The organism is Nonomuraea aridisoli (assembly GCF_003236395.1).
GTDB classification, from domain to species: Bacteria; Actinomycetota; Actinomycetes; order Streptosporangiales; family Streptosporangiaceae; genus Nonomuraea; species Nonomuraea aridisoli.
Genome location: NZ_POUD01000042.1, coordinates 1 through 22,372, shown reverse-complemented (window position 1 = coordinate 22,372; position 22,372 = coordinate 1). Strand labels below are relative to the sequence as shown.

At 71.3% G+C, this 22,372-nt stretch carries 21 protein-coding genes and 1 pseudogene; 12 read left to right on the top strand and 10 right to left on the bottom strand.

Features of this window, described 5'->3' with window-relative positions; translation table 11 throughout:
- Nucleotides 1-65: 65 nt before the first annotated feature.
- The 5 genes from C1J01_RS13010 (at nt 66) to C1J01_RS12990 (ending at nt 6,842) form a co-directional block, all read left to right on the top strand.
- Nucleotides 66-2,291 (top strand): [protein-PII] uridylyltransferase, encoded by a 2,226-nt coding sequence (locus tag C1J01_RS13010; protein ID WP_111179202.1) that lies wholly within the window; start codon nt 66-68, stop codon nt 2,289-2,291.
- Between the two features lie 132 nt (nt 2,292-2,423).
- Nucleotides 2,424-5,453 carry a sensor histidine kinase gene (locus tag C1J01_RS13005; RefSeq protein ID WP_111179201.1) on the top strand — a complete coding sequence of 1,010 codons (3,030 nt, stop codon included), beginning with the start codon at nt 2,424-2,426 and terminating at the stop codon, nt 5,451-5,453.
- A 21-nt stretch (nt 5,454-5,474) separates the two neighbouring features.
- Nucleotides 5,475-5,897, top strand: coding sequence for a roadblock/LC7 domain-containing protein (locus C1J01_RS13000; RefSeq protein WP_111179200.1), 423 nt, complete (start codon nt 5,475-5,477; stop codon nt 5,895-5,897).
- A 26-nt stretch (nt 5,898-5,923) separates the two neighbouring features.
- Nucleotides 5,924-6,286 carry a DUF742 domain-containing protein gene (locus C1J01_RS12995; protein WP_111179199.1) on the top strand — a complete coding sequence of 121 codons (363 nt, stop codon included), beginning with the start codon at nt 5,924-5,926 and terminating at the stop codon, nt 6,284-6,286.
- Nucleotides 6,267-6,842, top strand: coding sequence for a GTP-binding protein (locus C1J01_RS12990; protein WP_111179198.1), 576 nt, complete (start codon nt 6,267-6,269; stop codon nt 6,840-6,842). Before C1J01_RS12995 ends, C1J01_RS12990 begins: the two co-directional genes overlap by 20 nt.
- Before the next feature lie 6 nt (nt 6,843-6,848).
- On the opposite strand, the gene C1J01_RS12985 is transcribed toward C1J01_RS12990, so the two are convergent.
- Nucleotides 6,849-7,640, bottom strand: a complete 792-nt coding sequence (locus C1J01_RS12985) for a nitroreductase/quinone reductase family protein (protein ID WP_111179197.1) — start codon at nt 7,638-7,640, stop codon at nt 6,849-6,851.
- Between the two features lie 75 nt (nt 7,641-7,715).
- Here C1J01_RS12985 and C1J01_RS12980 point away from each other — a divergent pair, with 75 nt between their 5' ends.
- Nucleotides 7,716-8,168, top strand: a complete 453-nt coding sequence (locus C1J01_RS12980) for a MarR family transcriptional regulator (protein WP_111179196.1) — start codon at nt 7,716-7,718, stop codon at nt 8,166-8,168.
- 1 nt (nt 8,169) lies between these two features.
- On the opposite strand, the gene C1J01_RS12975 is transcribed toward C1J01_RS12980, so the two are convergent.
- Entirely contained in the window at nt 8,170-9,126 is a 957-nt protein-coding gene (locus C1J01_RS12975; RefSeq protein ID WP_111179195.1) for a TIGR03619 family F420-dependent LLM class oxidoreductase, read from the bottom strand.
- A gap of 93 nt (nt 9,127-9,219) precedes the next feature.
- Between C1J01_RS12975 and C1J01_RS12970 the strand changes: the two genes are divergently transcribed.
- Entirely contained in the window at nt 9,220-9,660 is a 441-nt protein-coding gene (locus C1J01_RS12970) for a MerR family transcriptional regulator (RefSeq protein ID WP_111179194.1), read from the top strand.
- A gap of 317 nt (nt 9,661-9,977) precedes the next feature.
- On the opposite strand, the gene C1J01_RS12965 is transcribed toward C1J01_RS12970, so the two are convergent.
- Nucleotides 9,978-10,787 (bottom strand): ABC transporter permease, encoded by an 810-nt coding sequence (locus tag C1J01_RS12965; protein ID WP_111179193.1) that lies wholly within the window; start codon nt 10,785-10,787, stop codon nt 9,978-9,980.
- Nucleotides 10,784-11,710 carry an ATP-binding cassette domain-containing protein gene (locus C1J01_RS12960; RefSeq protein ID WP_328589621.1) on the bottom strand — a complete coding sequence of 309 codons (927 nt, stop codon included), beginning with the start codon at nt 11,708-11,710 and terminating at the stop codon, nt 10,784-10,786. Before C1J01_RS12960 ends, C1J01_RS12965 begins: the two co-directional genes overlap by 4 nt.
- Nucleotides 11,711-11,790: 80 nt before the next feature.
- Here C1J01_RS12960 and C1J01_RS12955 point away from each other — a divergent pair, with 80 nt between their 5' ends.
- Both C1J01_RS12955 and C1J01_RS12950 read left to right on the top strand, forming a co-directional pair.
- The gene (locus C1J01_RS12955; protein ID WP_111179222.1) at nt 11,791-12,564 is read left to right on the top strand and encodes a TetR/AcrR family transcriptional regulator; all 774 of its coding nucleotides are present in this window, start codon (nt 11,791-11,793) and stop codon (nt 12,562-12,564) included.
- Between the two features lie 290 nt (nt 12,565-12,854).
- Nucleotides 12,855-13,586 carry an alpha/beta hydrolase family protein gene (locus tag C1J01_RS12950; RefSeq protein WP_111179192.1) on the top strand — a complete coding sequence of 244 codons (732 nt, stop codon included), beginning with the start codon at nt 12,855-12,857 and terminating at the stop codon, nt 13,584-13,586.
- Here C1J01_RS12950 and betA read toward each other — a convergent pair.
- The 4 genes from betA to C1J01_RS12930 form a co-directional block, all read right to left on the bottom strand.
- Nucleotides 13,583-15,214, bottom strand: a complete 1,632-nt coding sequence (gene betA / locus C1J01_RS12945) for a choline dehydrogenase (protein ID WP_220039887.1) — start codon at nt 15,212-15,214, stop codon at nt 13,583-13,585. The two genes, C1J01_RS12950 and betA, sit on opposite strands and share 4 nt — an antisense overlap.
- A gap of 197 nt (nt 15,215-15,411) precedes the next feature.
- Entirely contained in the window at nt 15,412-16,386 is a 975-nt protein-coding gene (locus C1J01_RS12940; RefSeq protein ID WP_111179190.1) for an ABC transporter substrate-binding protein, read from the bottom strand.
- Nucleotides 16,383-18,296 (bottom strand): ABC transporter permease, encoded by a 1,914-nt coding sequence (locus C1J01_RS12935; protein WP_111179189.1) that lies wholly within the window; start codon nt 18,294-18,296, stop codon nt 16,383-16,385. Before C1J01_RS12935 ends, C1J01_RS12940 begins: the two co-directional genes overlap by 4 nt.
- Complete coding sequence (locus C1J01_RS12930; RefSeq protein ID WP_328589620.1) at nt 18,293-19,348, bottom strand: quaternary amine ABC transporter ATP-binding protein; 1,056 nt, start codon at nt 19,346-19,348, stop codon at nt 18,293-18,295. Before C1J01_RS12930 ends, C1J01_RS12935 begins: the two co-directional genes overlap by 4 nt.
- A 237-nt stretch (nt 19,349-19,585) precedes the next feature.
- Between C1J01_RS12930 and C1J01_RS12925 the strand changes: the two genes are divergently transcribed.
- Genes C1J01_RS12925 through C1J01_RS12915 form a run of 3 tightly spaced genes read left to right on the top strand, consistent with a single transcriptional unit; the run spans nt 19,586 to nt 20,860 of the window.
- Nucleotides 19,586-20,008 carry a roadblock/LC7 domain-containing protein gene (locus C1J01_RS12925; RefSeq protein ID WP_111179187.1) on the top strand — a complete coding sequence of 141 codons (423 nt, stop codon included), beginning with the start codon at nt 19,586-19,588 and terminating at the stop codon, nt 20,006-20,008.
- 38 nt (nt 20,009-20,046) lie between these two features.
- Nucleotides 20,047-20,313 (top strand): DUF742 domain-containing protein, encoded by a 267-nt coding sequence (locus C1J01_RS12920; RefSeq protein WP_235854408.1) that lies wholly within the window; start codon nt 20,047-20,049, stop codon nt 20,311-20,313.
- The gene (locus C1J01_RS12915; RefSeq protein WP_111179186.1) at nt 20,294-20,860 is read left to right on the top strand and encodes a GTP-binding protein; all 567 of its coding nucleotides are present in this window, start codon (nt 20,294-20,296) and stop codon (nt 20,858-20,860) included. The genes C1J01_RS12920 and C1J01_RS12915 overlap by 20 nt, the downstream gene beginning before the upstream one ends.
- Before the next feature lie 4 nt (nt 20,861-20,864).
- Here C1J01_RS12915 and C1J01_RS12910 read toward each other — a convergent pair whose 3' ends face one another.
- Nucleotides 20,865-21,818: an SIS domain-containing protein gene (locus C1J01_RS12910; RefSeq protein WP_111179185.1), complete on the bottom strand. Its 954-nt coding sequence runs from the start codon at nt 21,816-21,818 to the stop codon at nt 20,865-20,867.
- A pseudogene (locus C1J01_RS49800) lies at nt 21,815-22,372 on the bottom strand (hypothetical protein); the annotation flags it as partial. The pseudogene C1J01_RS49800 and the gene C1J01_RS12910, both read right to left, overlap by 4 nt.

Below are 22,372 nucleotides of genomic sequence, written 5' to 3'. Positions count from 1 at the left end.
GACACCGTCCGGCCGGCGCCCGCCGGGATCTCGAAGGAACCGGGCCGCGCCGAGGGGGAGCAGCAGTGAGGGGAGAGGCCCGTTCGTACGCCGCGGCCCGCAAGGAGCGGACCGCCGACACCGACCGCTGGCTCAAGGATCTCTTCCGTACGGCGAGCGACGGCGAGCACGTCTCCCTGGTCGCCGTCGGCAGCCTCGGCAGGGGAGAGCCGGCCCCCGGGAGCGACCTCGACCTGGTGCTCCTCCACAACGGCCGGGCCGACGTGGCGCGGATCGCCGACCGCATCTGGTACCCGATCTGGGACTCGGCGGTCAACCTCGACCACTCCGTGCGCACCGTCGAGGAGGCGGTGTCCGTCGCCCGGAAGGATCTCAAGGCCGTGCTCGGCCTCATCCAGGCCCGGCACGTGGCCGGCGACCCCGACCTGACCAGGAAGGCCAGGGAGGCGGTGCTGGCCGAGTGGCGCGCCGACTCCCGGCGCAGGCTCGGCGAGCTGCGCGAGTCCGCCGACAAACGCGCCCAGGTCAGCGGTGAGCTGGCCTTCCTCCTCGAACCCGACCTCAAGGACGGCCGCGGCGGCCTCCGCGACGTACAGGCCATGCAGGCCGTGGCCGCGGCCTGGGTCGCCTCGGCGCCGGGACCGCGGGCGCGGGAGGCGTACGAGTTCATCCTCGACGTGCGGCACGCGCTGCACCTGGTCACCGCGCGCGGCACCGACCGGCTCGTCCTGCAGGAGCAGGACGCGGTCGCGGGGCTGCTCGGCCTGCTCGACGCCGAGGCGTTGATGCGCAGGCTCGCCGAGGCCGGCCGGACGATCGCGCACGCCTTCGACGCCACCTGGCGCACGGTCGACAAACTGCTGTCGGGCCCGGCCCCGCGCGGTCGCCGCCCGCTGGCCGACGGCGTGGTCGAGCACGGCGGCGAAGTCGTGCTGGCCAGGGGCGTCAACGTGCGCGAGGACCCGGTGCTGGTGCTGCGCGCCGCCGCCGCGGCGGCCGACTCCGGGCTTCCGCTGGCGCCCGCCACGGTGTCCGTGCTCGCCGCCAAGTCGCCTCCCATGCCGGTGCCCTGGCCCGAGGAGGCGCGCGACGCGCTGGTGTCGATCCTCGGCGCCGGCCGGGCCGCCGTGCCCGTGTGGGAGGAGCTCGACCAGGCGGGCATCCTGGTCAAGCTGCTGCCCGACTGGGAACGCGTGCGCCACCGCCCGCAGCGCAACCCCATCCACCGCTTCACCGTCGACCGGCACCTCATCGAGGCCGCCGCCAACGCGGCCGGCCACACCCGTGAGGTCTCCCGTCCGGACCTGCTGCTCATCGCGGCGCTGCTGCACGACATCGGCAAGGGCTGGCCGGGCGACCACTCGGCGACCGGCGAGGTCGTGGTCCGCGACATCGCCGCCCGCATCGGCCTGCCGCCGCAGGACGTCGACACCCTGGCCACCGTCGTACGGCACCACCTGCTGCTGCCCGAGACCGCCACCCGGCGCGACCTCGACGACCCCGTCACCATCGAGAAGGTCGCCGGCACCGTCGGCTCGCGCGAGGTGCTCGACCTGCTGGCCGCGCTCGCGGTCGCCGACGGCAACGCGACCGGCCCGGCGGCCTGGAACGGCTGGAAGGCCGGGCTCGTCGCCGACCTCGTCCGCCGGGTCAGGTCCGTGCTGGCGGGCTCGCCGCCGCCCAAGCCGCCCACGCTCTCCGAGCAGCAGGCCGCGCTCGCCCGCCACGGCGGCGGCGCTGTCCGGGTCAACGGGGGAGCGGTCACGGTGGTCGCGCCCGACCGCGTCGGCCTGTTGTGGAGCGCCGCCGGGGTGCTCGCCGCCCACCGCCTCGTCGTCCGCTCCGCCTCGGCCGCCTCCGCCGGCTCCACGGCCGTGATCGAGTTCTCCGTCATCCCCGAGTACGGGTCCCCGCCCGACCCCGCGACCCTGGAGGCCGATCTCCGTCTCGTCCTTGCCGGCCGTCTTGACATCGAGCAGCGGCTCGCCCGCCGGGCCCGCGCCGTCCGCCCGCCCCGCGTGCCCGTGGCCCCACCACGGGTGACGCTGGTCGACGACGCCTCCGCGACCGCCACCGTGGTGGAAGTCAGGGCCCATGACAGACCGGGGCTTCTTTGGCGTATCGGACGGGCGTTCGGTGACTGCGGTCTTGACGTGAGGGCCGCCCGCGTGGAGACTCTCGGCGCGGAGGCGGTGGACGTCTTCTATGTTGTGGACCGCGCTGGTCGCCCCCTCAGCGACGACGCGCAGAGGAGCCAAGTCCGCGATCAGGTCCTTTCCGCGCTGCGATAACCAACAACACACAACTATCGGTCACGTTTGTAACAATTGTGTCCGAAATGCCTGGTAATGCATGGGCTGCGGATACCTTGTGGGACGGCTTGGTGCCGTTACGGGCGGGACGAATGAGGGGTAGCGGAAGCGGTGACTACGGGGAACTCCGGCAGCGGCCTCGCCGCGCAGCCTGACCGCGACAAGCGGTCGCTGCGGCGCTTCGGCCTGCGGAACTGGCGCGTGAGGTGGCGGCTCACCGCTCTCATCCTGGTGCCCACCGTCGCCGTCGTGGTGCTCGGCGGCGAGCGCGTGGTGGAGTCGGTGCAGAGCATCGGCGTGTACGAGCGCACCGCCGCCGCCGCAGAGAAGGCCGGCCGGGTCCGCGACCTCGCGGAGGCCATCGGGCTGGAGCGCGACACCGCAGGTTGGAGCGGGGCCAACCGCGCGGTGCGCAGGCAGCTGGCCCAGGAGCTGGCGCAGCGCAAGGCGTCCGTCGACACGCTGGTCAGAGCCGTGCGCGCGGACATCGCGACCCTCGACGACTCCTATGGCGACCGTGTCGTGCGGGCGGCCGAGCAGGCCGACTACGACCTCGCCCGGCTGTCGCAGATCAGGGAAGAGGGCGCCACCGAGACCACCCGGTACGACTTCCTCACCGACACGCTGCTCAAGCTGCACGACGAGCTCGGCCTGCTGTCCGACGACTCGCAGATCGTCGGTGACTTCCGCGCCCTGAACGCCCTCGCCGCGGCCAAGGAGGAGATCTCCCGCCAGCGCGTCCAGCTGCTGCGGGCCTCCTACGACGCCGTCAACGTGGACGCCAAGGAGGTCGAGGACTTCATCGCCTCCAACGCCCGCCAGCAGAGCGACCTCGCCACGGTTGGCGCCGAGGCCGGCACCGAGGTCGGCACCGAGCTGTCCAAGGTGCTGATGTCCCAGCCCGAGTACGTCAACATCCAGCTCACCAAGTCGCGCGCGATCACGCTGGCCAGCGGCCGCTCGCCCGGCGCCCGGATCACCGACAACCTGATCTCCGCCAGGGCGGAGCGCCAGCAGTGGTTCAACGACAACTCCACCGTCATCGAGATCCTGGGCGGCCTCGAGAAGGACCTCGCCGACAAGGTGAACCTGCGCAGCCAGGAGCTGCGCGACTCCGAGACCCGCAGCGCGATCATCGCCGGTGTGCTCATCCTCGTGTTGCTGATCGCCGTGCTGCTGCTGGCCGTCGCCATCGCCCGCTCGATGGTGACCCCGCTGCGCCGGCTGCGCACCGAGGCGCTGGAGATCGCCGGTTTCCGGCTGCCCGACGTGGTGCGCCGGCTGCGCGTCAGCGGCGACGCCGGCACGGGCGAGGTCCAGCCGATCGCGGTCGAGGGCAACGACGAGATCGGTGAAGTGGCACGGGCCTTCGACCAGGTGCACCGGCAGGCCGTCCGCCTGGCGGGCGAGGAGGCCGAGCTGCGCAGCAACATCAGCTCGATGTTCGTCAACCTCTCGCGCCGCACCCAGACGCTGGTCGAACGGCAGATCTCACTGATCGACGGCCTGGAGAAGGGCGAGGAGGACGGCGCCCGGCTGGCCGACCTGTTCAAGCTCGACCACCTGGCCACCCGCATGCGCCGCAACTCCGAGAACCTGCTGGTCCTCGCCGGCCACGAGGCCACCCGCAGGCGCAGCCAGCCGGCCAAGCTCGTCGACGTCGTGCGCGCCGCGCTGTCGGAGGTCGAGGGCTACGAGCGGGTCCAGGTCAGGGTGCACCGGACCACGTCGGTGGTCGGCAGCAGCGCCAACGACCTCGTCCACCTTGTCGCCGAGCTGGTCGAGAACGCCATCCAGTTCTCCCCGAGCAACTCCCAGGTCACGGTGACCAGCAGCCTCATCGAGGGCGGCGGCGCGCTGGTGTCGGTGACCGACACCGGCATCAGCATGACCGAGGACGAGCTCGCCGAGGCCAACCGCCGCCTGGCCGAGCCCCCGGTCGTGGACGTGTCGGTCTCCCGGCGCATGGGCCTGTTCGTGGTCGGCCGCCTCGCGCTGCGCCACGGCATCCGGGTGCAGCTGCGCAAGGGCGACGGCAGCGGCCTGATCGCCATGGTGCTGCTCCCGCCCACGATCATCGCCGACGGCGCCCAGCAGCAGCCGCTGCCGCAGCGGCCCGCGTTCGGCGGCGGCACCGCGCCGGCCCCTCAGAACGGCACGTTCCGCTCGTTCGGCAGCTTCGACTCCTTCGACGGCGCCCCGGCGCGGCCCGGCGCGGTGAACGGCCTCACCACCGGCCTCACCACCGGCCCCGCCACCGGCCCCACCAACGGACACAGCCGGCCCAACAGCCCGGTCGCCCCCGGCCCCGCCCGGCAGAGCCCGTTCGACAGCGGGCCGCCGGACGGCCCGTCGAACAGCGGCCCGAGCAGCCCGTCGAACGGCAGCCCCTACGACAGCGGCTCTCTCAACAGCGGCCCCATCAGCGGTGGGCCCGGCCGTCATGGCCCCCGCACGTTCGACAGCACGCCGGGCATGCCGCGGCCGTCGTTCGGCGCGGGACCGGCCGGCAACGGCTCCGAGTTCGGTCCGCGGCGCAGGCCGCCGGGCGGGTTCGACTCGGGCTCGTTCCCGAGCACGGGCTCGTTCCCGTCCGTCGAGGGTCCATCTGGTAATGGCGCGTTCCAAACTCCGCCGCCCCCGCCGGCTCAGCCGTCGTACTCGACGAACGACGTGCGCAGGCCCGACCCGGCGCCCTCGGTGGAGGTCTCGCCGATGGAGGCCGAGCAGGAGGAGTTCCTGCCGATCTTCGCCTCGGTCGAGTCGGCCTGGTTCCGCAGGCCGGACGGCGAGGCCGAGCCCCAGGCGAACGGCGGAGGAGAGACCGCGTCCGCGCAAGCCGTACCCTCTGGGGAGGAAGCGTGGCGGACGGCCGCAGACGCCGGATGGCGGGCGGCGGCCAAAGCCAGCGAGCCCAGTCTGGGCGGCGTGACCGCCGCCGGGCTGCCCAAGCGCACCCCCAAAGCCAACCTGGTGCCCGGTACGGCCAGCCAGCCGGCCCAGGCCCAGCAGCCGCAGCGGCAGGCGCCGGCCGCCCATCCGGTCTCCGCGGACCGGATGCGCAGCCGGATGGCCAGTTACCAGCAGGGTGTGCGACGGGCCCGCCAGGAAGTTCGTGGACAGGAGGAACAGAGTGAATAAGCGTCCCGCCGGGGAGGATGCGTGACAACCCTTAGCCATGAGGCGCACAGGTTCGACTGGCTGATCACCGACTTCGTGCGTAACACGCCCGGAGTCGCTCACGCCGTCGTGGTCTCGGCGGACGGGCTGTGCCTGGCCGCCTCGGAGGGATTCCCTCCGGACCGGGCCGACCAGCTCGCCGCGGTCTCCGCGGGCCTGCTGAGCCTGACCGTGGGTGCGTCCAGGGTGTTCGAGGGCGGTGCGGTGACGCAGACCGTCGTCGAGATGCAGCGCGGCCTGCTGCTGGTCATGGCGATCAGCGACGGCTCGGTGCTGACGGTTCTGGCGGGGCCGGATTGTGACATGGGCCTCGTGGCGTACCAGATGACCTTGCTGGTAGACAGGGCGGGACAGGCTCTGACGCCCGCGTTGCGTGCTGAGCTGCAGGCCGCCAGGAGCCGGTGATGTGATGGAACTGATGGGAGCGGGCCGTGTACGGCACTGACGGCACAGGGGACGAGGAGCCCCTGTTCCGTCCTTACGCGGTGACGGGCGGCCGTTCGGAGCCGCGTTACCACCTCGCGATGGAGACCTTGATCTCTGCGATGTCCATCCCGGACGACGAGATGGCCATGCTCACCCCCGAGCAGGAGGCCATCATGCAACTGTGCCGGTCGTTCCGGTCGGTCGCCGAGATCTCGGCCCTGCTCCGCGTCCCGCTGGGCGTGGCGCGGGTGATCGTGGCGGACATGTCCGACGAAGGACTTGTCCGCCTCCACCACCCGCGCCTCAGTCAGGGACAGCCAGACCTAACCATGCTCGAAAGGGTGCTCAGTGGACTACGCAGGCTCTAGCCCCGGCCTCACGTCGACGAAGATCGTCGTCGCCGGGGGGTTCGGCGTCGGGAAGACGACGTTCGTGGGGGCGGTGTCCGAGATCCTCCCGCTCACCACGGAAGCGGTGATGACGGACGCGTCCGCGGGCATCGACGACCTGGGCATGACGCCGAACAAGCAGACCACGACCGTGGCGATGGACTTCGGCCGGCTGTCCCTCGACCGCGACCTGATCCTGTACCTGTTCGGCACGCCGGGGCAGCACCGGTTCTGGTTCATGTGGGACGACCTGGTGCGGGGCGCGATCGGCGCGGTGGTGCTGCTCGACACCCGCCGCCTGGCCGACAGCTTTCCGGCCATCGACTACTTCGAAGAGGCCAAGTTGCCGTTCGTGGTCGGCATCAACGGCTGGGACGGGCAGTTCCTGCATTCCGACGAGGAGGTCAGGGAGGCGCTCGCGCTGTCGCCCCACGTGCCGATCGTGCGGACCGACGCCCGCAACCGTGAGTCGGTCAAGGCGACGCTGATCGCGCTGGTCGAGCACGTCGTGCGCCTGCGTGCGGCGCCCGTCTAGCGCCGTTCACGCCCAGGGCACGCTCGTCAGCGTGTTGAGCAGCGGGACGAGCCGCTCCTCCTCATAAGTGAAATGCGCCTCCAGTTCGCCGGCGACGCGCTCCAGCGTCGCCGGTCCGGTGGCGCCGCGCAGCTCCTCGATCAGCGCGGCGATGGCCACGTGCTCGCGGCGCAGCCGTTCGAGCGGCTCCTTCAGCTCGGGGTGGCGCTCCGCCAGCCACGGGAACGCCACGTGGTCCTCGCCGCCGTGGTGCGCCGACAGCCCGTCGCAGAACGCCAGGCAGTTCACCCGCAGCTCGGAGGCGGGGGCCTGGCCGGCGCGCAGCCGGGCCAGCTCCTCGCGGAAGTAGTCGTGGATCTTGACGAGCTCGTCGCCGAACGCGCGAAGCCGCTCGCCGTCCAGGTGCAGCGCCACGACCGGGATGACGCGGCCGGTCTTTTGCCGGTACGCGGCGAAGGCCGGGTCGAGGGCGGCCTGGCGGGCGTAGGCGCGGTCGCGTTCCTCGCCCTGCAGCGGCACGGCGCGGGCGGTGAGCGTCTGCTCGCCCAGCTCGACGGTGACCTCGGGGTGGGCCACGAGGTTGTGGTACCAGGCCGGATGGGTGTCGGCTCCGGCGTTGGTGGCGAAGACGAGGACGCGTTCGCCGTCGCGCAGGTAGACCGCCGGGGTGGTGTGGCGCCGACCGGTCCTGGCTCCTTTGGTGGTGAGCAGCACGAGCGGCGCGCGCGCGAACCTGCCGCCCACCTTGCCGCCGTTGGCCCGGAACTCCTCGATGACCTGCTGGTTGACGTCAGCCATCTCACTATCCTTGGGTGAGGCCGTTAACAGATTTGCTTTGATAGCAAAGCTAATTTAGACAGCAAGGTATTGGGGATGTCAACAGCCGACTCGAACCTGGACGAGAGCGTCAGGACGTTGCTCCTGCTCATGCCGCGGTTGGTGGGCCGGGCCAAGCGCGCCAAGGTGCCCGAGGAGCTGCAGTCGTTGTCGCTGGCGCCGCGACACCTCTCCCTGCTGGCGTACCTGCTGTTCGACGGCTCGATGACGGTGAACGAGCTGGCCGCCCGGCTGGAGGTGGCCCCGGCCACGGTCAGTCTCATGGTCGGCGAGCTCAGCAGGAAAGGCGTCCTCGACCGGCGCGAGGACGACGCCGACCGCCGCCGCACGATCGTCAGCATCGCCGACCTGCACCAGCACGCCATCCACGAATGGCTCGGGTACGGCGTCAGCGCCTGGCGGCAGGCGCTGGAGCCGCTCACGCCGGAGGAGCGCCAGGTGGTCGTCCGGACGCTCCTCGCCTACGACACCGCCCTGACGGAGCGCTAGCTCACGAGGCTGCGGCCCGTTCGCGGATCTCCACGGCCGTCTCGAGCATCTGCCGAGTGCCGGTGAACCAGTCCTGCAGATTCAGATCCACGATGAGTTCGTCCGCGCCGGCCTCCTCGGCCGTTCGGACATCGTCCATGACCTGGTCGAGAGTGCCGACGAACGCCGATCGGTCAGGTCCTGCCGGACGGTCGGTGAAGGTGACGTTTCCCACCACGACCAGCTCCATCCGGCTCGGCTCCCGGCCGTACTCAGCAGCCATCCCCCGGATACGGTCCCAGCTCGCGCGCAGTTCCGCGGCTCCGGCCGGCCCGGGGGTGGAAAGCAGCGGCAGCCAGCCGTCTGCGCGTTCGGCGATGCGCTGCACGGCCTTGGAGCTGGTGCCGCGGCCTATGTTGCTGCCACCGCCGCCCAGCATCACGGGGATCCTCGAAACGGGCTTGGGCAGGACCGAGGCGTTGTCGATGACCACGCGCGGGCTCCGGAAGTTCACCGGGTCCGGCCCCCACACGGCGTCGAAGACGTCCAGCGTCTCGTCGAGGAAGCGGCCGCGATCCGCTCGGGTGGCGCCCGTGGCCTGGAATTCGTCGGTGGACCAGCCGGTGGCCATGCCGGCGATCACCCGGCCGCCGCTGATCTGATCGACCGTGGCCAGCTGCTTCGCCAGCTGGACGGGTGTGTGGAGCGCGGCGATCAGAACGGCCGTGCCGAGGCGCACCCTTTCGGTCGCCACCGCCGCTGCCGTGAGCACGGCCAGGGAGTCGGCGGCCTGCCGCTGGGTCTCCGGCCACGGCACGTTCGGCGGGGCGTACGGTTCGGCGGGCGTCTTCGGGAAGAGCAATCGTTCGTACGTCCACAAACTGGCGTATCCGGCAGCTTCGGCCGTTCTGGCCGCTTCGACCAGGTCGTGCTGCAGGTCGACGCCCAGCCTCTGGGGCAGGCGAAGTCCGAGTCTCATGGGAAACCCCCGATGTAGTGGTGAATGTCGGCCCCCTCGATCGAGTCTTAAACGCTCACATTGATGTGAAGGTCAAGTCGTAGGCTTGAGCACATGAGAATCGGGAAGCTCGCGGAGCGCACCGGCGTATCGCACCGGCTGCTGCGCTACTACGAGGAGCAGGGGCTGATCATCCCCAGCCGCGCTCCCAACGGTTACCGCGAGTACACAGAGTCGCACGTGGACATCGTGCTGCAGATCAAGGGACTGCTCGACGCCGGACTGCCCACCCGGATCATTCGGCAACTCCTGCCGTGCCTGGACAGGCCGGAGACCATCTACGTGCCCAACGTGACACCCGAGATGATCGCCACGCTGCAACGCGAACAAGCTCGGCTGTCCGAACGCATCGAGTTCCTGACCCGCAACAGAGACGCCATCGCCGACTACCTCGACACGGTTCTCAGCGTCAGGTCGGTGAACACCGGGGCACCACCGAGCGTCTCGCCGGCAGCGCCTCCAGGCTCTAGCAGTAATGCGGGACCCGGGCGGTGAATTCGGCGGTGGAGAGGAGGATCGCCGCTCGTCAGGGACCACCCCGGCGAGAGCTTCTCCAGATCCAGGAGAGCCATGGATCCGGGCAGCGGCGGTGCGGTGAGATCGGCCTGCTCCACACACCCGGTCGCGGCAGCGAGTGCGAGCAGGGCGAGAACGCCTCGCACCGGACGGCTTCCGGTCGTGGCTCTCACTACGGAGGCGAGCGGCATCAGGCGTCTCTTCTCCGTTCATGGCTTCTGCGGGATGAGACGCCTGTGACGGGGGAACGGGTTCGACCTTCCCGATCTCGATGCGATTGCGGATGCCGATCGGCGCTAGCGGTCGAGTCGCTGGTAGCGGCGGAGCGACAGGACGAAGAACACCACGGTGATCACCACCGGCCAGGCCACCGCCATCGGCACGGCGTGCTGGGCCATCCATGAGTCGCCGCCCCAGCCCGGGTTGCCGAACAGTTCCCTGGCCGCCGCCACCGTGGACGACAGCGGGTTCCACTCCGCGACCGCCCCGAGCCAGCCCGGCATGGTGGCGGGGGCGACGAAGGCGTTCGACAGGAACCCGATGGGGAACTCCAGCGTCTGCACCGCCACCACCGCGCCCGGCTCCCTGGTGATCAGCCCCAGGTAGATGCCCGCCCACAGCAGCGAGAAGCGCAGGAGCAGCAGCAGGCCCACCGCGCCGAGCGCGCCGGAGAGCGTGGCCGGACGCCAGCCGACGGCCAGGCCGCAGGCCAGCATGCCGGCCAGGACGACGACCGAGTGCAGCAGGTCGGCGATGGCGCGCCCGATCAGCACGGCCGACGGGGACATCGGCAGCGAGCGGAACCGGTCGGTGACGCCCTTGGCGACGTCGGTGGTGACGGCGATCATGGTGGAGCTCAGACCGAAGAGCATCGTCATGCCGTACATGCCGGGCATGAGGAACGCGAAGTAGCCGGCCCCCTCGGGCACGTCCACCGCGCCGCCGAACAGGTAGCCGAAGGCCAGGGTGATCATCACGGGGAAGAGCACCCCGAAGACCACCGTCATGGGCTGGTTGGCCCAGTGGACCAGGTCGCGGCGGGCGACCGTCCAGCCGTCGGCCAGGGCCCAGCGCAGCCGTCCTTCCATCGTGGTCACGGCGGTCATCGGGTGTCACCTCCGGTCAGGCTCAGGAAGACCTCGTCGAGCGTGGGGCGGCGCACGGCGACGTCCTCGGCCTCGACGCCGGCCTCGGCGAAGGCGGCGAGCACCCCGGTGAGGGCCGCGACCCGCTCGCCGACCGGCGCGCTCACGCGCCGGGTGTCCTGGTCGACCTCGGGCGGGCCGTCCGCCGCCCGGGCGACGATCTCGGCCGCCTCCGCCAGCCGCGCGGGGTCGTGGACCACCACGTCGAGCCGGTCGCCGCCGAGCTTGGCCTTGAGCTCGGCCGGGGTGCCCTCGGCGACCACCCGGCCGGCGTCGATGACCGAGATCCGGTCGGCCAGCTGGTCGGCCTCCTCCAGGTACTGCGTGGTCAGCAGCACCGTGGTGCCGCCGGCGACCAGCTCGCGCACCGCCCGCCAGATCTCCGCGCGGCTGCGCGGGTCGAGGCCCGTCGTCGGCTCGTCCAGGAACAGCACGGGCGGGGCCAGGATCATCCCGGCGGCCAGGTCGAGCCGCCGCCGCATGCCGCCGGAGTACTCCTTGGCCGGTCCGGCGTGCGTCAGGCCGAAGCGTTCGAGCAGCTCGCCGGCCCTGGCCCGGGCCCGCGCGGCGCCCAGGTGGGACAGGCGGGCGAACAGCTCGAGGTTCTGCCGGCCGGTGAGCAGCTCGTCGACCGCGGCGTGCTGGCCGACCAGGCCGATGTTGCGGCGTACCTGTCGCGGGTGGGTCGCCACGTCGAAGCCGGCCACCTCCGCCCGGCCGCCGGAGGGGCGGAGGAGGGTGGTGAGGATGCGTACCGCCGTGGTCTTGCCGGCGCCGTTGGGACCGAGCAGGCCGCAGACCGTGCCCGGGCCCACGTCGAGGTCGATGCCGTTTAGTGCCGTCGTGCCGCCGTACGTCTTGCGCAGGTCGCGCGCGACTATCAATGCCGCCTCCCTATCGTTTCGTACGGCGTACCGTACAGCATACGGAACAGTGTGGCAACCGTACGGTGTACCGTACGAAGGTGACCGTGGAGTACTCAGGAAAGGGCGACCCCGCTCGCAGCCTCGCCCTGCTCTGGCGCACCGGCGAGCGGACCAGCCGCAAGGGCAAGCCCGAGCTGAGCGTCGACCGCATCGTGCGGGCCGCCATCGAAGTGGCCGACGCCGAGGGCCTGCAGGCGTTGTCCATGCGCCGCGTGGCCGAGCGTCTCGGGGTGGGGACGATGTCGCTCTACACGTACGTGCCGGGCAAGCCGGAGCTGTTCGACGTCATGCTCGACACGGTGTACGGCGAGACCGCGCGGCCCGAGGACGTCCCGGGCGGCTGGCGGGGCCGGCTGGAGCAGATCGCGCGCGAGAACTGGGCGCTCTACCTGCGCCACCCGTGGCTGCTGCAGGTGGCCGCGAACCGCCCGGTGCTCGGGCCGAACGTCACCGCGAAATACGACTACGAGCTGCGCGCGGTCGACGGCATCGGCCTGACGGACCTGGAGATGGACTCGGTGATCACGCTGATCACCGGGTTCGTGCACGGCGCGGCCCGCGGCGCGGTGGAGGCGGCGCAGGCCGAGAGCCGTACGGGGATGAGCGACGAGCAGTGGTGGGCCGCGCACGCGCCCTTCCTCAGCCGCATCGCCGACCCGGCCCGCTTCCCGGTCGCCTCCCGCGTCGGCCAGTCGGCCGGCGAGGCGCTGAACGCCGCCTACAGCCCCGAGCACGCCTTCGAGTTCGGCCTGCGACGCGTCCTCGACGGCATCGAAGCCCTGGTGAACACCCGCCGCGAACCCCAGACGTAAAGACGCCCCGCGAGCCGCGCTGACGGTCCTCGGCGGATGTGCAGGCGGGACGGTAATCGGGCGGCGCGCAGCCGCTTGGTATGCGGCCCGTCCGCGCCGAGGACCTGGGCGGAAAAAGGTTGGCCGGGGTCAGGGGCGGGTTGGTAGGTTGCGGGGGATCGTGACATCGCGCGAGGAGGTGAGACCCATGAACGTTGTATCGATGTGGGTGCTCCCCCTCGTCGTCACGGTCGGGCGATCGACGTAGGGGTCGCCGGGAGCGCCGCAGGCACTCCTGAAAGGCAACACCTATGCGTTTCACTGCGCGGACATCGTCGGACGGTGTCGTCGAGCGCGAGTTCACCGTGGGCGACGTCCCCGGCGTGCTCTGGTCGCCCGCCTCCGGGGCCGAGCGGGCACCCCTCGTGCTGATGGGGCACGGCGGCGGCATGCACAAGAAGGCGCCGGGAATGGTGGGGCGGGCCCACCGCATCGTGGCAGATTGCGGGTTCCACGTCGCGGCCGTCGACGCGCCCGGTCACGGGGAGCGGCCGCGTACGGCCGTCGACGAACGGGAGACCGCCGCGCTGCGGCAGGCGATGGCGGCCGGCGAGCCGGTCGGCCCGATCATCATCCGGTACAACGCCCATCTGGCCGAGCGGGCCGTGCCGGAGTGGCGGGCGGTGCTGGACGCCCTCCAGGAGCTGCCGGAGATCGACGGGCCGGTCGGCTACTTCGGCCCGAACATGGGCACCGCGATCGGGGTGCCGTTGACGGCGGCCGAGCCGAGGATCACCGCCGCGGTCTTCGGCCTCTTCTGGCACGACTCCCTGACCGAGGCGGCGGGGCGGATCACCGTGCCGATCGAGTTCGTGCTCCAGTGGGACGACGAGCACATCCCGCGCCGGTCCGGTCTCGCGTTGTTCGACGCCTTCGCCTCGAAGGAGAAGACGTTGCACGCCAACTCCGGCGGGCACCTGGACCTGCCGAGGTTCGAGGTCGACAGCGCCGTACGGTTCTTCGCCCGGCATCTCGGGCACTAGCGCGCGCCGTGCCGGTAGAACTCCACGGGTTCGGGGGGTGGCGGGGTGTTGCCGAGGATGAGGTCGGCGGACTTCTCGGCGAGCATCATGACCGGGGCGTAGATGTTGCCGTTCGTGATGTACGGCATGGCGGAGGCGTCCACGACGCGCAGCCCGTCGAGGCCGTGCACCCGCAGCGTGTCGGGGTCGAGCACCGACATCTCGTCGGTGCCCATCCGGCAGGTGCAGGAAGGGTGCAGGGCGGTCTCGCCGTCCCTGGCGACCCAGGCGAGGATCTCCTCGTCGGTCCGCACGCTCGGACCGGGGGAGATCTCGCCGCCGTCCAGGCCGTTCCAGGCGGGCTGGGAGAGGATCCTCCTGGCGTGCCTGATGGCCTCCACCCATTCGCGGCGGTCCTGCTCGGTGGACAGGTAGTTGAAACGCAGGGCCGGCTTCTCGCGCGGGTCGGCCGACCTGATCCGCACCGAGCCGCGCGCGTCGGAGTACATCGGCCCGATGTGCACCTGGTAGCCGTGCCCCCCGGCCGGGGCGGAGCCGTCGTAGCGCACGGCGATCGGCAGGAAGTGGAACATCAGGTTCGGGTACGCCACCTCGTCGTCGGAGCGGATGAACCCGCCGGCCTCGAAGTGGTTCGTGGCCCCCGGCCCGCGCCGTAGGAACAACCAGTTCGCGCCGATGAACGGCCGCCGCCACCACGCCAGCGACGGCTGCTGGGAGACCGGCCGCGTGCAGGCGTGCTGGACGTAGACCTCCAGGTGGTCCTGGAGGTTCTCGCCCACGCCCGGCAGGTCGTGCACCACCTCGATACCCAGTGGCTCCAGCAGCGCGCGCGGGCCCACCCCCGACACCTGCAGCAGTTGGGGGCTGTTGATCGCGCCGCCGCAGAGGACGACCTCGCCCGCCTCGATCCGCTCGCCGTCGCAGAGCACGCCCACCGCCCGCGTGCCGTCGAAGAGGATCTTCTCCACGAACGCGCGGGTCCGCACGGTCAGGTTGCGGCGCCGGCGCACGGGATGCAGGTAGGCGCGGGCCGCGCTGAGCCGCCGCCCGCGGTGGATGGTGCGGTCGAAGGCGGCGAAGCCCTCCTGGCGGTAGCCGTTCACGTCGTCGGTGAGCGGATGGCCGGCCTGCTGGACCGCCTCGAAGAACGCCTCGAACAGCGGGCCCCTGGCCGGGCCGCGCTCGAGCTTCAGCGGCCCGGCGTCACCGCGGAACGGCGTGCCGGGGTCGGCCAGGCAGTTCTCCATCTTCCTGAAGTACGGCAGGCAGTGCGCGTAGTCCCACTGCTTCATGCCGGGATCGGCGGCCCAGCGCTCGTAGTCGAGCGGGTTGCCGCGCTGGAAGATCATGCCGTTGATGCTGCTGGAGCCGCCCAGCACCTTGCCGCGGGCGTGGTAGACGCGCCGGCCGTCCATGTGCGGCTCCGGCTCCGACTCGTACTTCCAGTCGTAGAAGCGGCTGCCGATCGGGAACATCAGCGCGGCCGGCATGTGGATGAAGACGTCCCACAGGTAGTCGGGGCGCCCGGCCTCCAGCACGAGCACCGAGGTCGAAGGGTCGGCGCTGAGCCGGTTGGCCAGGGCGCAGCCGGCCGAGCCGCCGCCCACGATGACGAAGTCGAACCTCAACGGGGGATCCAGTCCTTTCATCGCGCTGCCTCAAGGCGTCACCACGGCTCGGGAGAAACGCCCGTGTGCGTTTTCCGCGGCGTCGTGGCGAGGGCGCCCTGATTCACGAACGCCCCCTTCTCCCGATATTTCCGGTTTTCCACGGAACGGGCCCGATAAGGTCACTTATCGGGGTTTCGGTAGTCCGTAATATCGGCTTATTTCGGAATCCATGCCTGCCATACCGTGGGATTGGCCTCGACCCATTTCTTGGCCGCCTCCTCACCCGTCATCCCGCCGTTCGTCATGTCGTCGGCGACCGCGTTCTGGTGCTCGTTCGTCCAGGAGAAATTCTTGACCAGCTCGTACGCCTTGCCCCCGGTGTCCGCGAACCGCTTGCTGACGATCTTGTCGAGGTCCATCTCCGGGTAGTCGCAGGCGACCTTCTTCGGGTCGGCGTCGCAACCCTCGGTGTACGGCGGCAGGTTCACCCGGACCAGCTCGGTCTTGCTGAACAACCAGTGCGGGTCCCAGAAGTAGAACAGCAGCGGCTGCCGCTGCTCCTGCGCCTGCTGGGCGCTCTTGATCAGCGCCGCCTCGCTGCCGCCCACCACGACCTTGTAGTCCAGCTTGAGGTTCCTGATCAGGGCGTCCTCGTTGGAGACGTACGACGGGTCGCCGAACAGCAGCTGGCCCTGGTCGCCCGACTCGGAGGTCCGGAACAGCTCGGCGTACTTGTTGAGGTTGCGGTAGTCGGTGATGCCGGGATACTCGTCGGCCATCCACTTCGGGATGTACCACCCGATGACGCCCTTGTTGCCGGTCGAACCCGCCTCGACCGCGACCTTCTTGTCCTCGATGAACTGCTTCTTCAGGTCGGGGTGGCCCCAGTTCTCGATGATGACGTCGACGTCACCGGTCTCGAAGCCCTCCCAGGCCAGCTGCTCCTTGATCTCCGGCAGCTCGACGTCGTAGCCCAGCTCGTTCTCCAGCAGGTACGCCACCACGTTAGCGCTGGCCTCGTACCCCACCCACGGGTTGATCGCGATCTTCACGGTGCCGGCCGAACCGGCGGAGGCGCTGGACCCTCCGGCCGGGGCGGAGGAGCCGGCCGTGCCGTCGACCGTGGCCCCGCCGCAGCCCGCGACGGCGAGCCCGAGGGCGACGAGCCCCGCGAGCAGGCGAATGTTCATGTCACTTTCCTCTTTCGGGGGGACGGACGCCTGTCGGCGCCCTGCGTGATGCGGTCGAGCATGACCCCGAGCAGGACGGTCGCGACGCCGGCCACGAACCCCATGCCGAAGTCCGTCCGCTGGGAGAAACCGCTGACCACGTCGTAGCCGAGGGCCCCCGCCCCGACCAGCCCGCCGATGACCACCATGGCCAGCGTCATCACGATGCCCTGGTTGGCCGCCAGCAGGATGGCCGGCCGCGCCATGGGCAACTGCACCTTCCACAACAGCTGTCCCGGTGTCGAGCCCGCGGACACGGCGGCCTCCACGACCGGGGCGGGCACGGCCCTGATGCCGTCCTCGACCAGGCGCACCACCGGCGGCACGGCGTAGACGACGGAGGCGAAGATCGCCGTGAACCTCGTCGTCCCGAACAGCGCCAGCGCCGGCAGCAGGTACACGAACGCGGGCATGGTCTGCGCGGCGTCCAGCAGCGGCCGCTGCACGGCCGAGAACCGCGGCGAGCGGGCCGCGGCCACCCCGAGCGCCAGCCCGATCACCAGCGCCACCAGCACGGCGACGGCGACCGTGGTCATCGTCTGCATGGTGTGCTCCCAGACGCCGAGCAGCGCGATCGCCAGCAGGCAGGCCAGCGCCGTCAGGGCGCGCCGCAGGCCGCTGACCCGCCAGGCCACGAGCAGCACCGTGAGGGCGACCAGCCACCAGGGGGCCGAGGTGAGCAGCGACTCCAGCGGGTTGAGCAGCGCGTACGAAGTGGCGTCCTTGACGAACGTGGTCACCGCGTACCAGTTCGTCTCCGCCCACGCCACGGCCGCGTTGACCTCGGCGACCATGTCGATCGTGAGGCTCTCGGGCCAGACCTGGGGCAGCACGGGGATCAGCGCGACCCCGGCGGCGGCCGGCACGCCGGCCGCGACGAGGTCGAGCCGCCGCAGGCGGGCGTGCGGGTCTCTGTCCACCAGGGCCATCGTCATGCGGTCGAGCACGACGGCCATGACGACGACGGCCACGCCCGCCGGCAACATGATGCCGACCTGGGCGCGGGACAGGCCGCGGATGATGTCGCCGCCCAGGCCGGGCGCGGAGATCAGGTTCGCGATGACGACCATCGACAGCGCCATCATGATCGTCTGGTTGACCGCCAGCGCCATCGTGGACCTGGCCAGTGGCAGGTAGACCTTGACCAACGTCTGCCGGCGGGTGGCCCCGAGCGAGACCGACGCCTCGACCGCCGTGGGGGAGACCTCCGAGACGGCCAGCGCGGTGATGCGGATGGCCGGCGGGATCGCGTAGATCATCGTCGCGATGGCCCCGGCCGGCGCGCCGATGTGGAAGAACAGCGCGAGCGGCGCCAGGTACGCGAACGTCGGCATGATCTGCATGACGTCCAGCACCGGGGTCACCGCGCGGCGCACCCGGGCGGACAGCCCGGCCCAGACGCCCACCGGGATCCCGATCGCCAGCGACAGCAGCACCGCCACCCCGACCAGGGCCAGCGTGTCCACGCTCGACTCCCACAGCCCGAGCACCCCGAACGTGCTCACGCCCGCGACCGCCACCAGCGCGATCCGCCGGCCGCCCGCGAGCCAGGCCAGCGCGCCCATGACACCGGTGATCCCTGGCCAGCCGAGGGCGTGCAGCACGCCCTGGAAGAAGGTGTAGAGCGCGCCCACGAAGAGCCTGATGTAGTTGAGGAAGTACAGGAAGAGCGGGTTGTCGTTGCGGTGGTCGTCGATCCACTCGCGCAGCTCGGTGACGGCGAGGAACTGCGGCGCCTCGTCGTCGTGCGGCAGCGTCGCCGTGCCGCGGAAGACGACGTACGCCGCCGCGATCACGACCGCCGCCCCCGCCGGGACCGCCCATCTCGGCAGCCGGAGACCGGCGGCCGCGCTGACGGCCGTGCTGCTCATGCCTTCGCCCGCGCGGGCGTGTCCTGACCTGCCAGGAACGCGAGCAGGTCCACGCGGTCGACCACGCCGGCCAGCTCACCGCCGGCCACGACCTTGATCGGCCGGGAGGAGGCCGACGCGACGCCGACGGCGTCGGCGACCCGCGTGCCGGCGGGTAACTCGGGCCCGTCCAGCGGTTCGCCGGGCTCGGGATCTCGGCAGATCCAGCGCAGGGTCAGCACGTTCGCGCGCGGCACGTCGCGGACGAAGTCGGCCACGTAGTCGTCGGCGGGCGCCCCCACCAGCTCCTCGGCCGTGCCGACCTGCACGATCGCGCCCGCCCGCATGATCGCGATGCGCTCGCCCAGCTTGAGCGCCTCGGACAGGTCGTGCGTGATGAAGACCATCGTCTTGCCGACCTCGCGGTGCAGGCGCACCACCTCGGCCTGCATGTCGCGCCTGATCAGCGGGTCGAGCGCGCTGAACGGCTCGTCCAGCAGCATCACCTGCGGGTCCACGGCGAGCGCGCGGGCCAGCCCGACGCGCTGCTGCATGCCGCCGGAGAGCTGGTCGGGGTAGGCGTCGGCGTGGCCGTCGAGGCCGACGAGCGAGAGGATCTCCGCCGCCCGCGCGTGCCGCTCCGCCCGGGCCGCGCCCTGGATCTCCAGCCCGTACGCGACGTTGTCGATCACCCTGCGGTGCGGCAGCAGGCCGAAGTGCTGGAAGACCATGCTGACCCGGTGGCGGCGGATCTCGCGCAGCCGGGCGGGGGAGGCGGCGCGGACGTCCTCGCCGCCGATCGTGATCGTGCCGGCGCTCGGTTCGACCAGCCGGGTCAGGCAGCGGACGAGCGTCGACTTCCCGCTGCCCGACAGGCCCATGACCACGAAGACCTCACCGGGCCGTACGGCGAAGCTCACGTCGCGGACGGCGGCGGTGCAGCCGGTCTTCTCCCTCAGCGCGACGGGATCGAGGTGCCGGTCGTCGCCGTCCAGCACTTCGTGGGCTCGGGGTCCGAAGATCTTCCAAAGGCCCTCGACCGTGATCGCCGCGCTGTCGGGAGAATCTCCCACGCCCGCCTCCTCGTCGCCGCGCTCAACATATGTCGTGAATGGCGACCTTCTCAACGGCGTGATCGTTCGGAGATCTCTGCTGGATCGTTCCAAACACTCATTGGCGGACATTTATCGTGTTAAAGGTTTATTTCCGCTTGGGCGGCTTCGAAGTGCGGGGTGAAATTACCGCTATTGCTGGTCTAAATTCTGATACGGGTGCGTGACCGAGAAGCATGTCGAACCCCTGGAGGGCTCATGAAGGAGCTGAGCCAGGCCGCCAGAGACCTCAACTGGCTGGTCACCGGCTTCGTCGACGAGGTTCCCGGCGTGGCGCACGCCGTCGTCGTCTCCGCCGACGGCCTGCCCATGGCCTACTCCCGGGGGTTCCCGAAGGACCGCGCCGACCAGCTCGCCGCCATCGCCGCCGGACTGGTGAGCCTCACCCAGGGCTCGGCCCGGGTGTTCGAGGGCGGCTCCGTCGTGCAGACCATCGTGGAGATGCGCCGCGGCCTGCTGCTGGTGATGTCGATCAGCGACGGCTCCAGCCTGGCGGTGCTGGCCGCGCCCGACTGCGACATGGGCCTGGTCGCGTACCAGATGACGATCCTCGCCGAACGCGCCGGTCAGGTCCTCACCCCCGCCGTGCGCAACGAGCTGTCCTCCCGGCGCCTGTGGTGATGACGCCGTGGCGGGACGGGGATCCGGATGATCTTGCGGTGGAGGCCCTGGTATCGTCGGCGACCTCGGCGCAGCTCGGCACGACCTACACCCGCGAACACCGCGCCATCAGCGAGCTGTGCCGGCGGGTGCGATCCGTGGCGGAGATCTCTTCGCTCCTCGCCGTCCCCCTCGGGGTGACGCGGGCGCTGGTCGCCGACATGGAGGCCGACGGGCTGGTCCGGGTGTACCAGCCGCAGCTTGAGGCAGGCCCGCCTGGCAGGGGCCTGCTCGAAAGGGTGCTGAGTGGACTTGGCAGGCTCTAGCGGGCTCACCTCCACGAAGATCGTCGTGGCGGGCGGGTTCGGCGTCGGCAAGACCACGTTCGTGGGCGCCGTCTCCGAGATCACGCCGCTGACCACCGAGGCGGTGATGACCGACGCCTCGGTGGGCGTCGACGACCTCGCCCACACCCCCGGCAAGTCGACCACCACCGTGGCGCTGGACTTCGGCCGGGTCTCGATCGACGACGACCTGATCCTCTACCTGTTCGGCACCCCGGGCCAGCACCGCTTCTGGTTCATGTGGGACGACCTCGTGCGCGGCGCGATCGGCGCCGTGGTGCTGGTCGACTCGCGGCGGCTGGCCGACAGCTTCCCCGCGGTCGACTACTTCGAGGACACCGGCATCCCGTTCGTCGTCGGGCTGAACGGCTGGGACGGCGAGTTCCCGCACATCGAGAGCGAGGTGCGCGAGGCGCTGACGCTCTCGCCGCACGTGCCCATCGTCCGCACCGACGCGCGGGCCCGCCAGGCGGTCAAGAACACTCTGATCACCCTGGTCGAGCACGCGATGTCGGTACGGTTCGGCTGAGCGCTCAGTCCCACCACGCGGCGGCGACGAGTTCGGCCACCAGCGTCTCGGTCAGCAGGGCGACGTCCGGGTCGTCGTCGTGCGCGTACCGGATCGCCGCCGCGGCGTCCTTCACCTCCGCGCCGACGGCGACCACCGTCGAGCCGCGCTCGCGCACCCACTCCATGGCCTGGTCGTCGTAACGGGAGCCGGGGAAGAGCAGCGCGCGGTAGTCGAGGGTCTTGGTGAGGTAGACGTCCACGTGCGACCAGTCGCCGCTCTCGCAGGCGTCCGCCGGTCGGCGCGGGCCCTCGCGGAACATCAGCGCCGACTGCTCGGCCGACGACAGACGCTCCGCCGGCGCGACCGTGTAGACGCCGTGCGGGCCGTCGAGCAGCTCGATGGCCAGGGGCAGCCATTCGTCCCTGCGGTCGAGCAGGTCCGCCGTGGCCTGCGCCGCCTTGTCGAGCAGGGCCGGCAGGTCGCGGTCGCGGCCGGTGAGCCGGGCCTCCAGCGCCAGCAGCAGGGCGAGGGTGTGCTGGAACGTCCGGCAGGCGACGCCGCCGCGCTCCTCGCCCGCGTGCATCGGGATCACCAGGTCGGCCGCCTCGGCCAGCGGCGAGCCGGGCCGGTTGGTGAGCGCGGCCAGGAAGGCCGGTCCGCCGGCGTAGCGGGCCGTGGCGTCCAGGGTCTCGCGGCTCGTGCCGGTCGCCGAGATCGGGATCACCAGGGTGCCCGCGGCGGGCGGGAAGCTCGCGGCGGCCGAGGCGTATTCGGCGTGGGCGTCCACCCCGGCGGCCCGCAGGCGCAGGGTGGCCACGCCGGCGGCGTACCGGGAGCTGCCCATGCCGAGGAACAACACCCGGCGGACGTCCCGGGGGAGCCCCGCGAACGGGTCCTGCGCCCGCAGCACGCCGGCCAGCACGGCCAGCGACTCGGGCTTGGCCTCCAGGTCGGCCAGGTAGAGCTGGGAATTCACGACATCTTCTCCTCTGGGTACCAGGTACGCAGCACGCCCATGGGGGCGTAACGCCAGCGGGGCAGGTGACGGGCGGCGTAGATCAGCTCGCGGCACTCCTGCTCCACCTCGAACGGGCGGATCAGGCGCTCGTCCAGCAGGCCGAGCCGGCCTCGCCCGGCCAGCCGGTCGCGGTAGGCGGCCAGCAGCGCCGCCCGCGCCGCGCCCGCCCACGCCGCGGCCCGGGCGGGCGGGACGGACCTGCGCTTGATCGCCACCTGGGCCACGTGTTCCAGGCTCGTGGTGAGCTGGGCGACGTCCCTGGCGGCCGGCTGGCGGAGGTCGGCGCCGGCGACCGTGGGGTTGCCGTCGAAGTCGATGACCGCGTAACCGTCGCGCCACCGCAGGACCTGGCCCACGTGCAGGTCGCCGTGGATCCGGATCAGCGGGGTGTCGACGGGCGCGGCCAGCGGGGCGAGCTCCCGCCGCAGGGCGCCGGCGCGCGAGGCCAGCCATGCGCCGTCCTCCCCGCCGGTCAGGCCGAGCGCCTCCATCGCCGCGATACAAGATCGAGG

Coding starts and splice junctions, on each gene's coding strand:
- C1J01_RS12985 (WP_111179197.1), bottom strand. CDS start 7,640: ATGGCTGACGTCAACCAGCAGGTCATCGAGGAGTTCCGGGCCAACGGC.
- C1J01_RS12980 (WP_111179196.1), top strand. CDS start 7,716: ATGTCAACAGCCGACTCGAACCTGGACGAGAGCGTCAGGACGTTGCTC.
- C1J01_RS12975 (WP_111179195.1), bottom strand. CDS start 9,126: ATGAGACTCGGACTTCGCCTGCCCCAGAGGCTGGGCGTCGACCTGCAG.
- C1J01_RS12970 (WP_111179194.1), top strand. CDS start 9,220: ATGAGAATCGGGAAGCTCGCGGAGCGCACCGGCGTATCGCACCGGCTG.
- C1J01_RS12965 (WP_111179193.1), bottom strand. CDS start 10,787: ATGACCGCCGTGACCACGATGGAAGGACGGCTGCGCTGGGCCCTGGCC.
- C1J01_RS12950 (WP_111179192.1), top strand. CDS start 12,855: ATGCGTTTCACTGCGCGGACATCGTCGGACGGTGTCGTCGAGCGCGAG.
- C1J01_RS12940 (WP_111179190.1), bottom strand. CDS start 16,386: ATGAACATTCGCCTGCTCGCGGGGCTCGTCGCCCTCGGGCTCGCCGTC.
- C1J01_RS12935 (WP_111179189.1), bottom strand. CDS start 18,296: ATGAGCAGCACGGCCGTCAGCGCGGCCGCCGGTCTCCGGCTGCCGAGA.
- C1J01_RS12925 (WP_111179187.1), top strand. CDS start 19,586: ATGAAGGAGCTGAGCCAGGCCGCCAGAGACCTCAACTGGCTGGTCACC.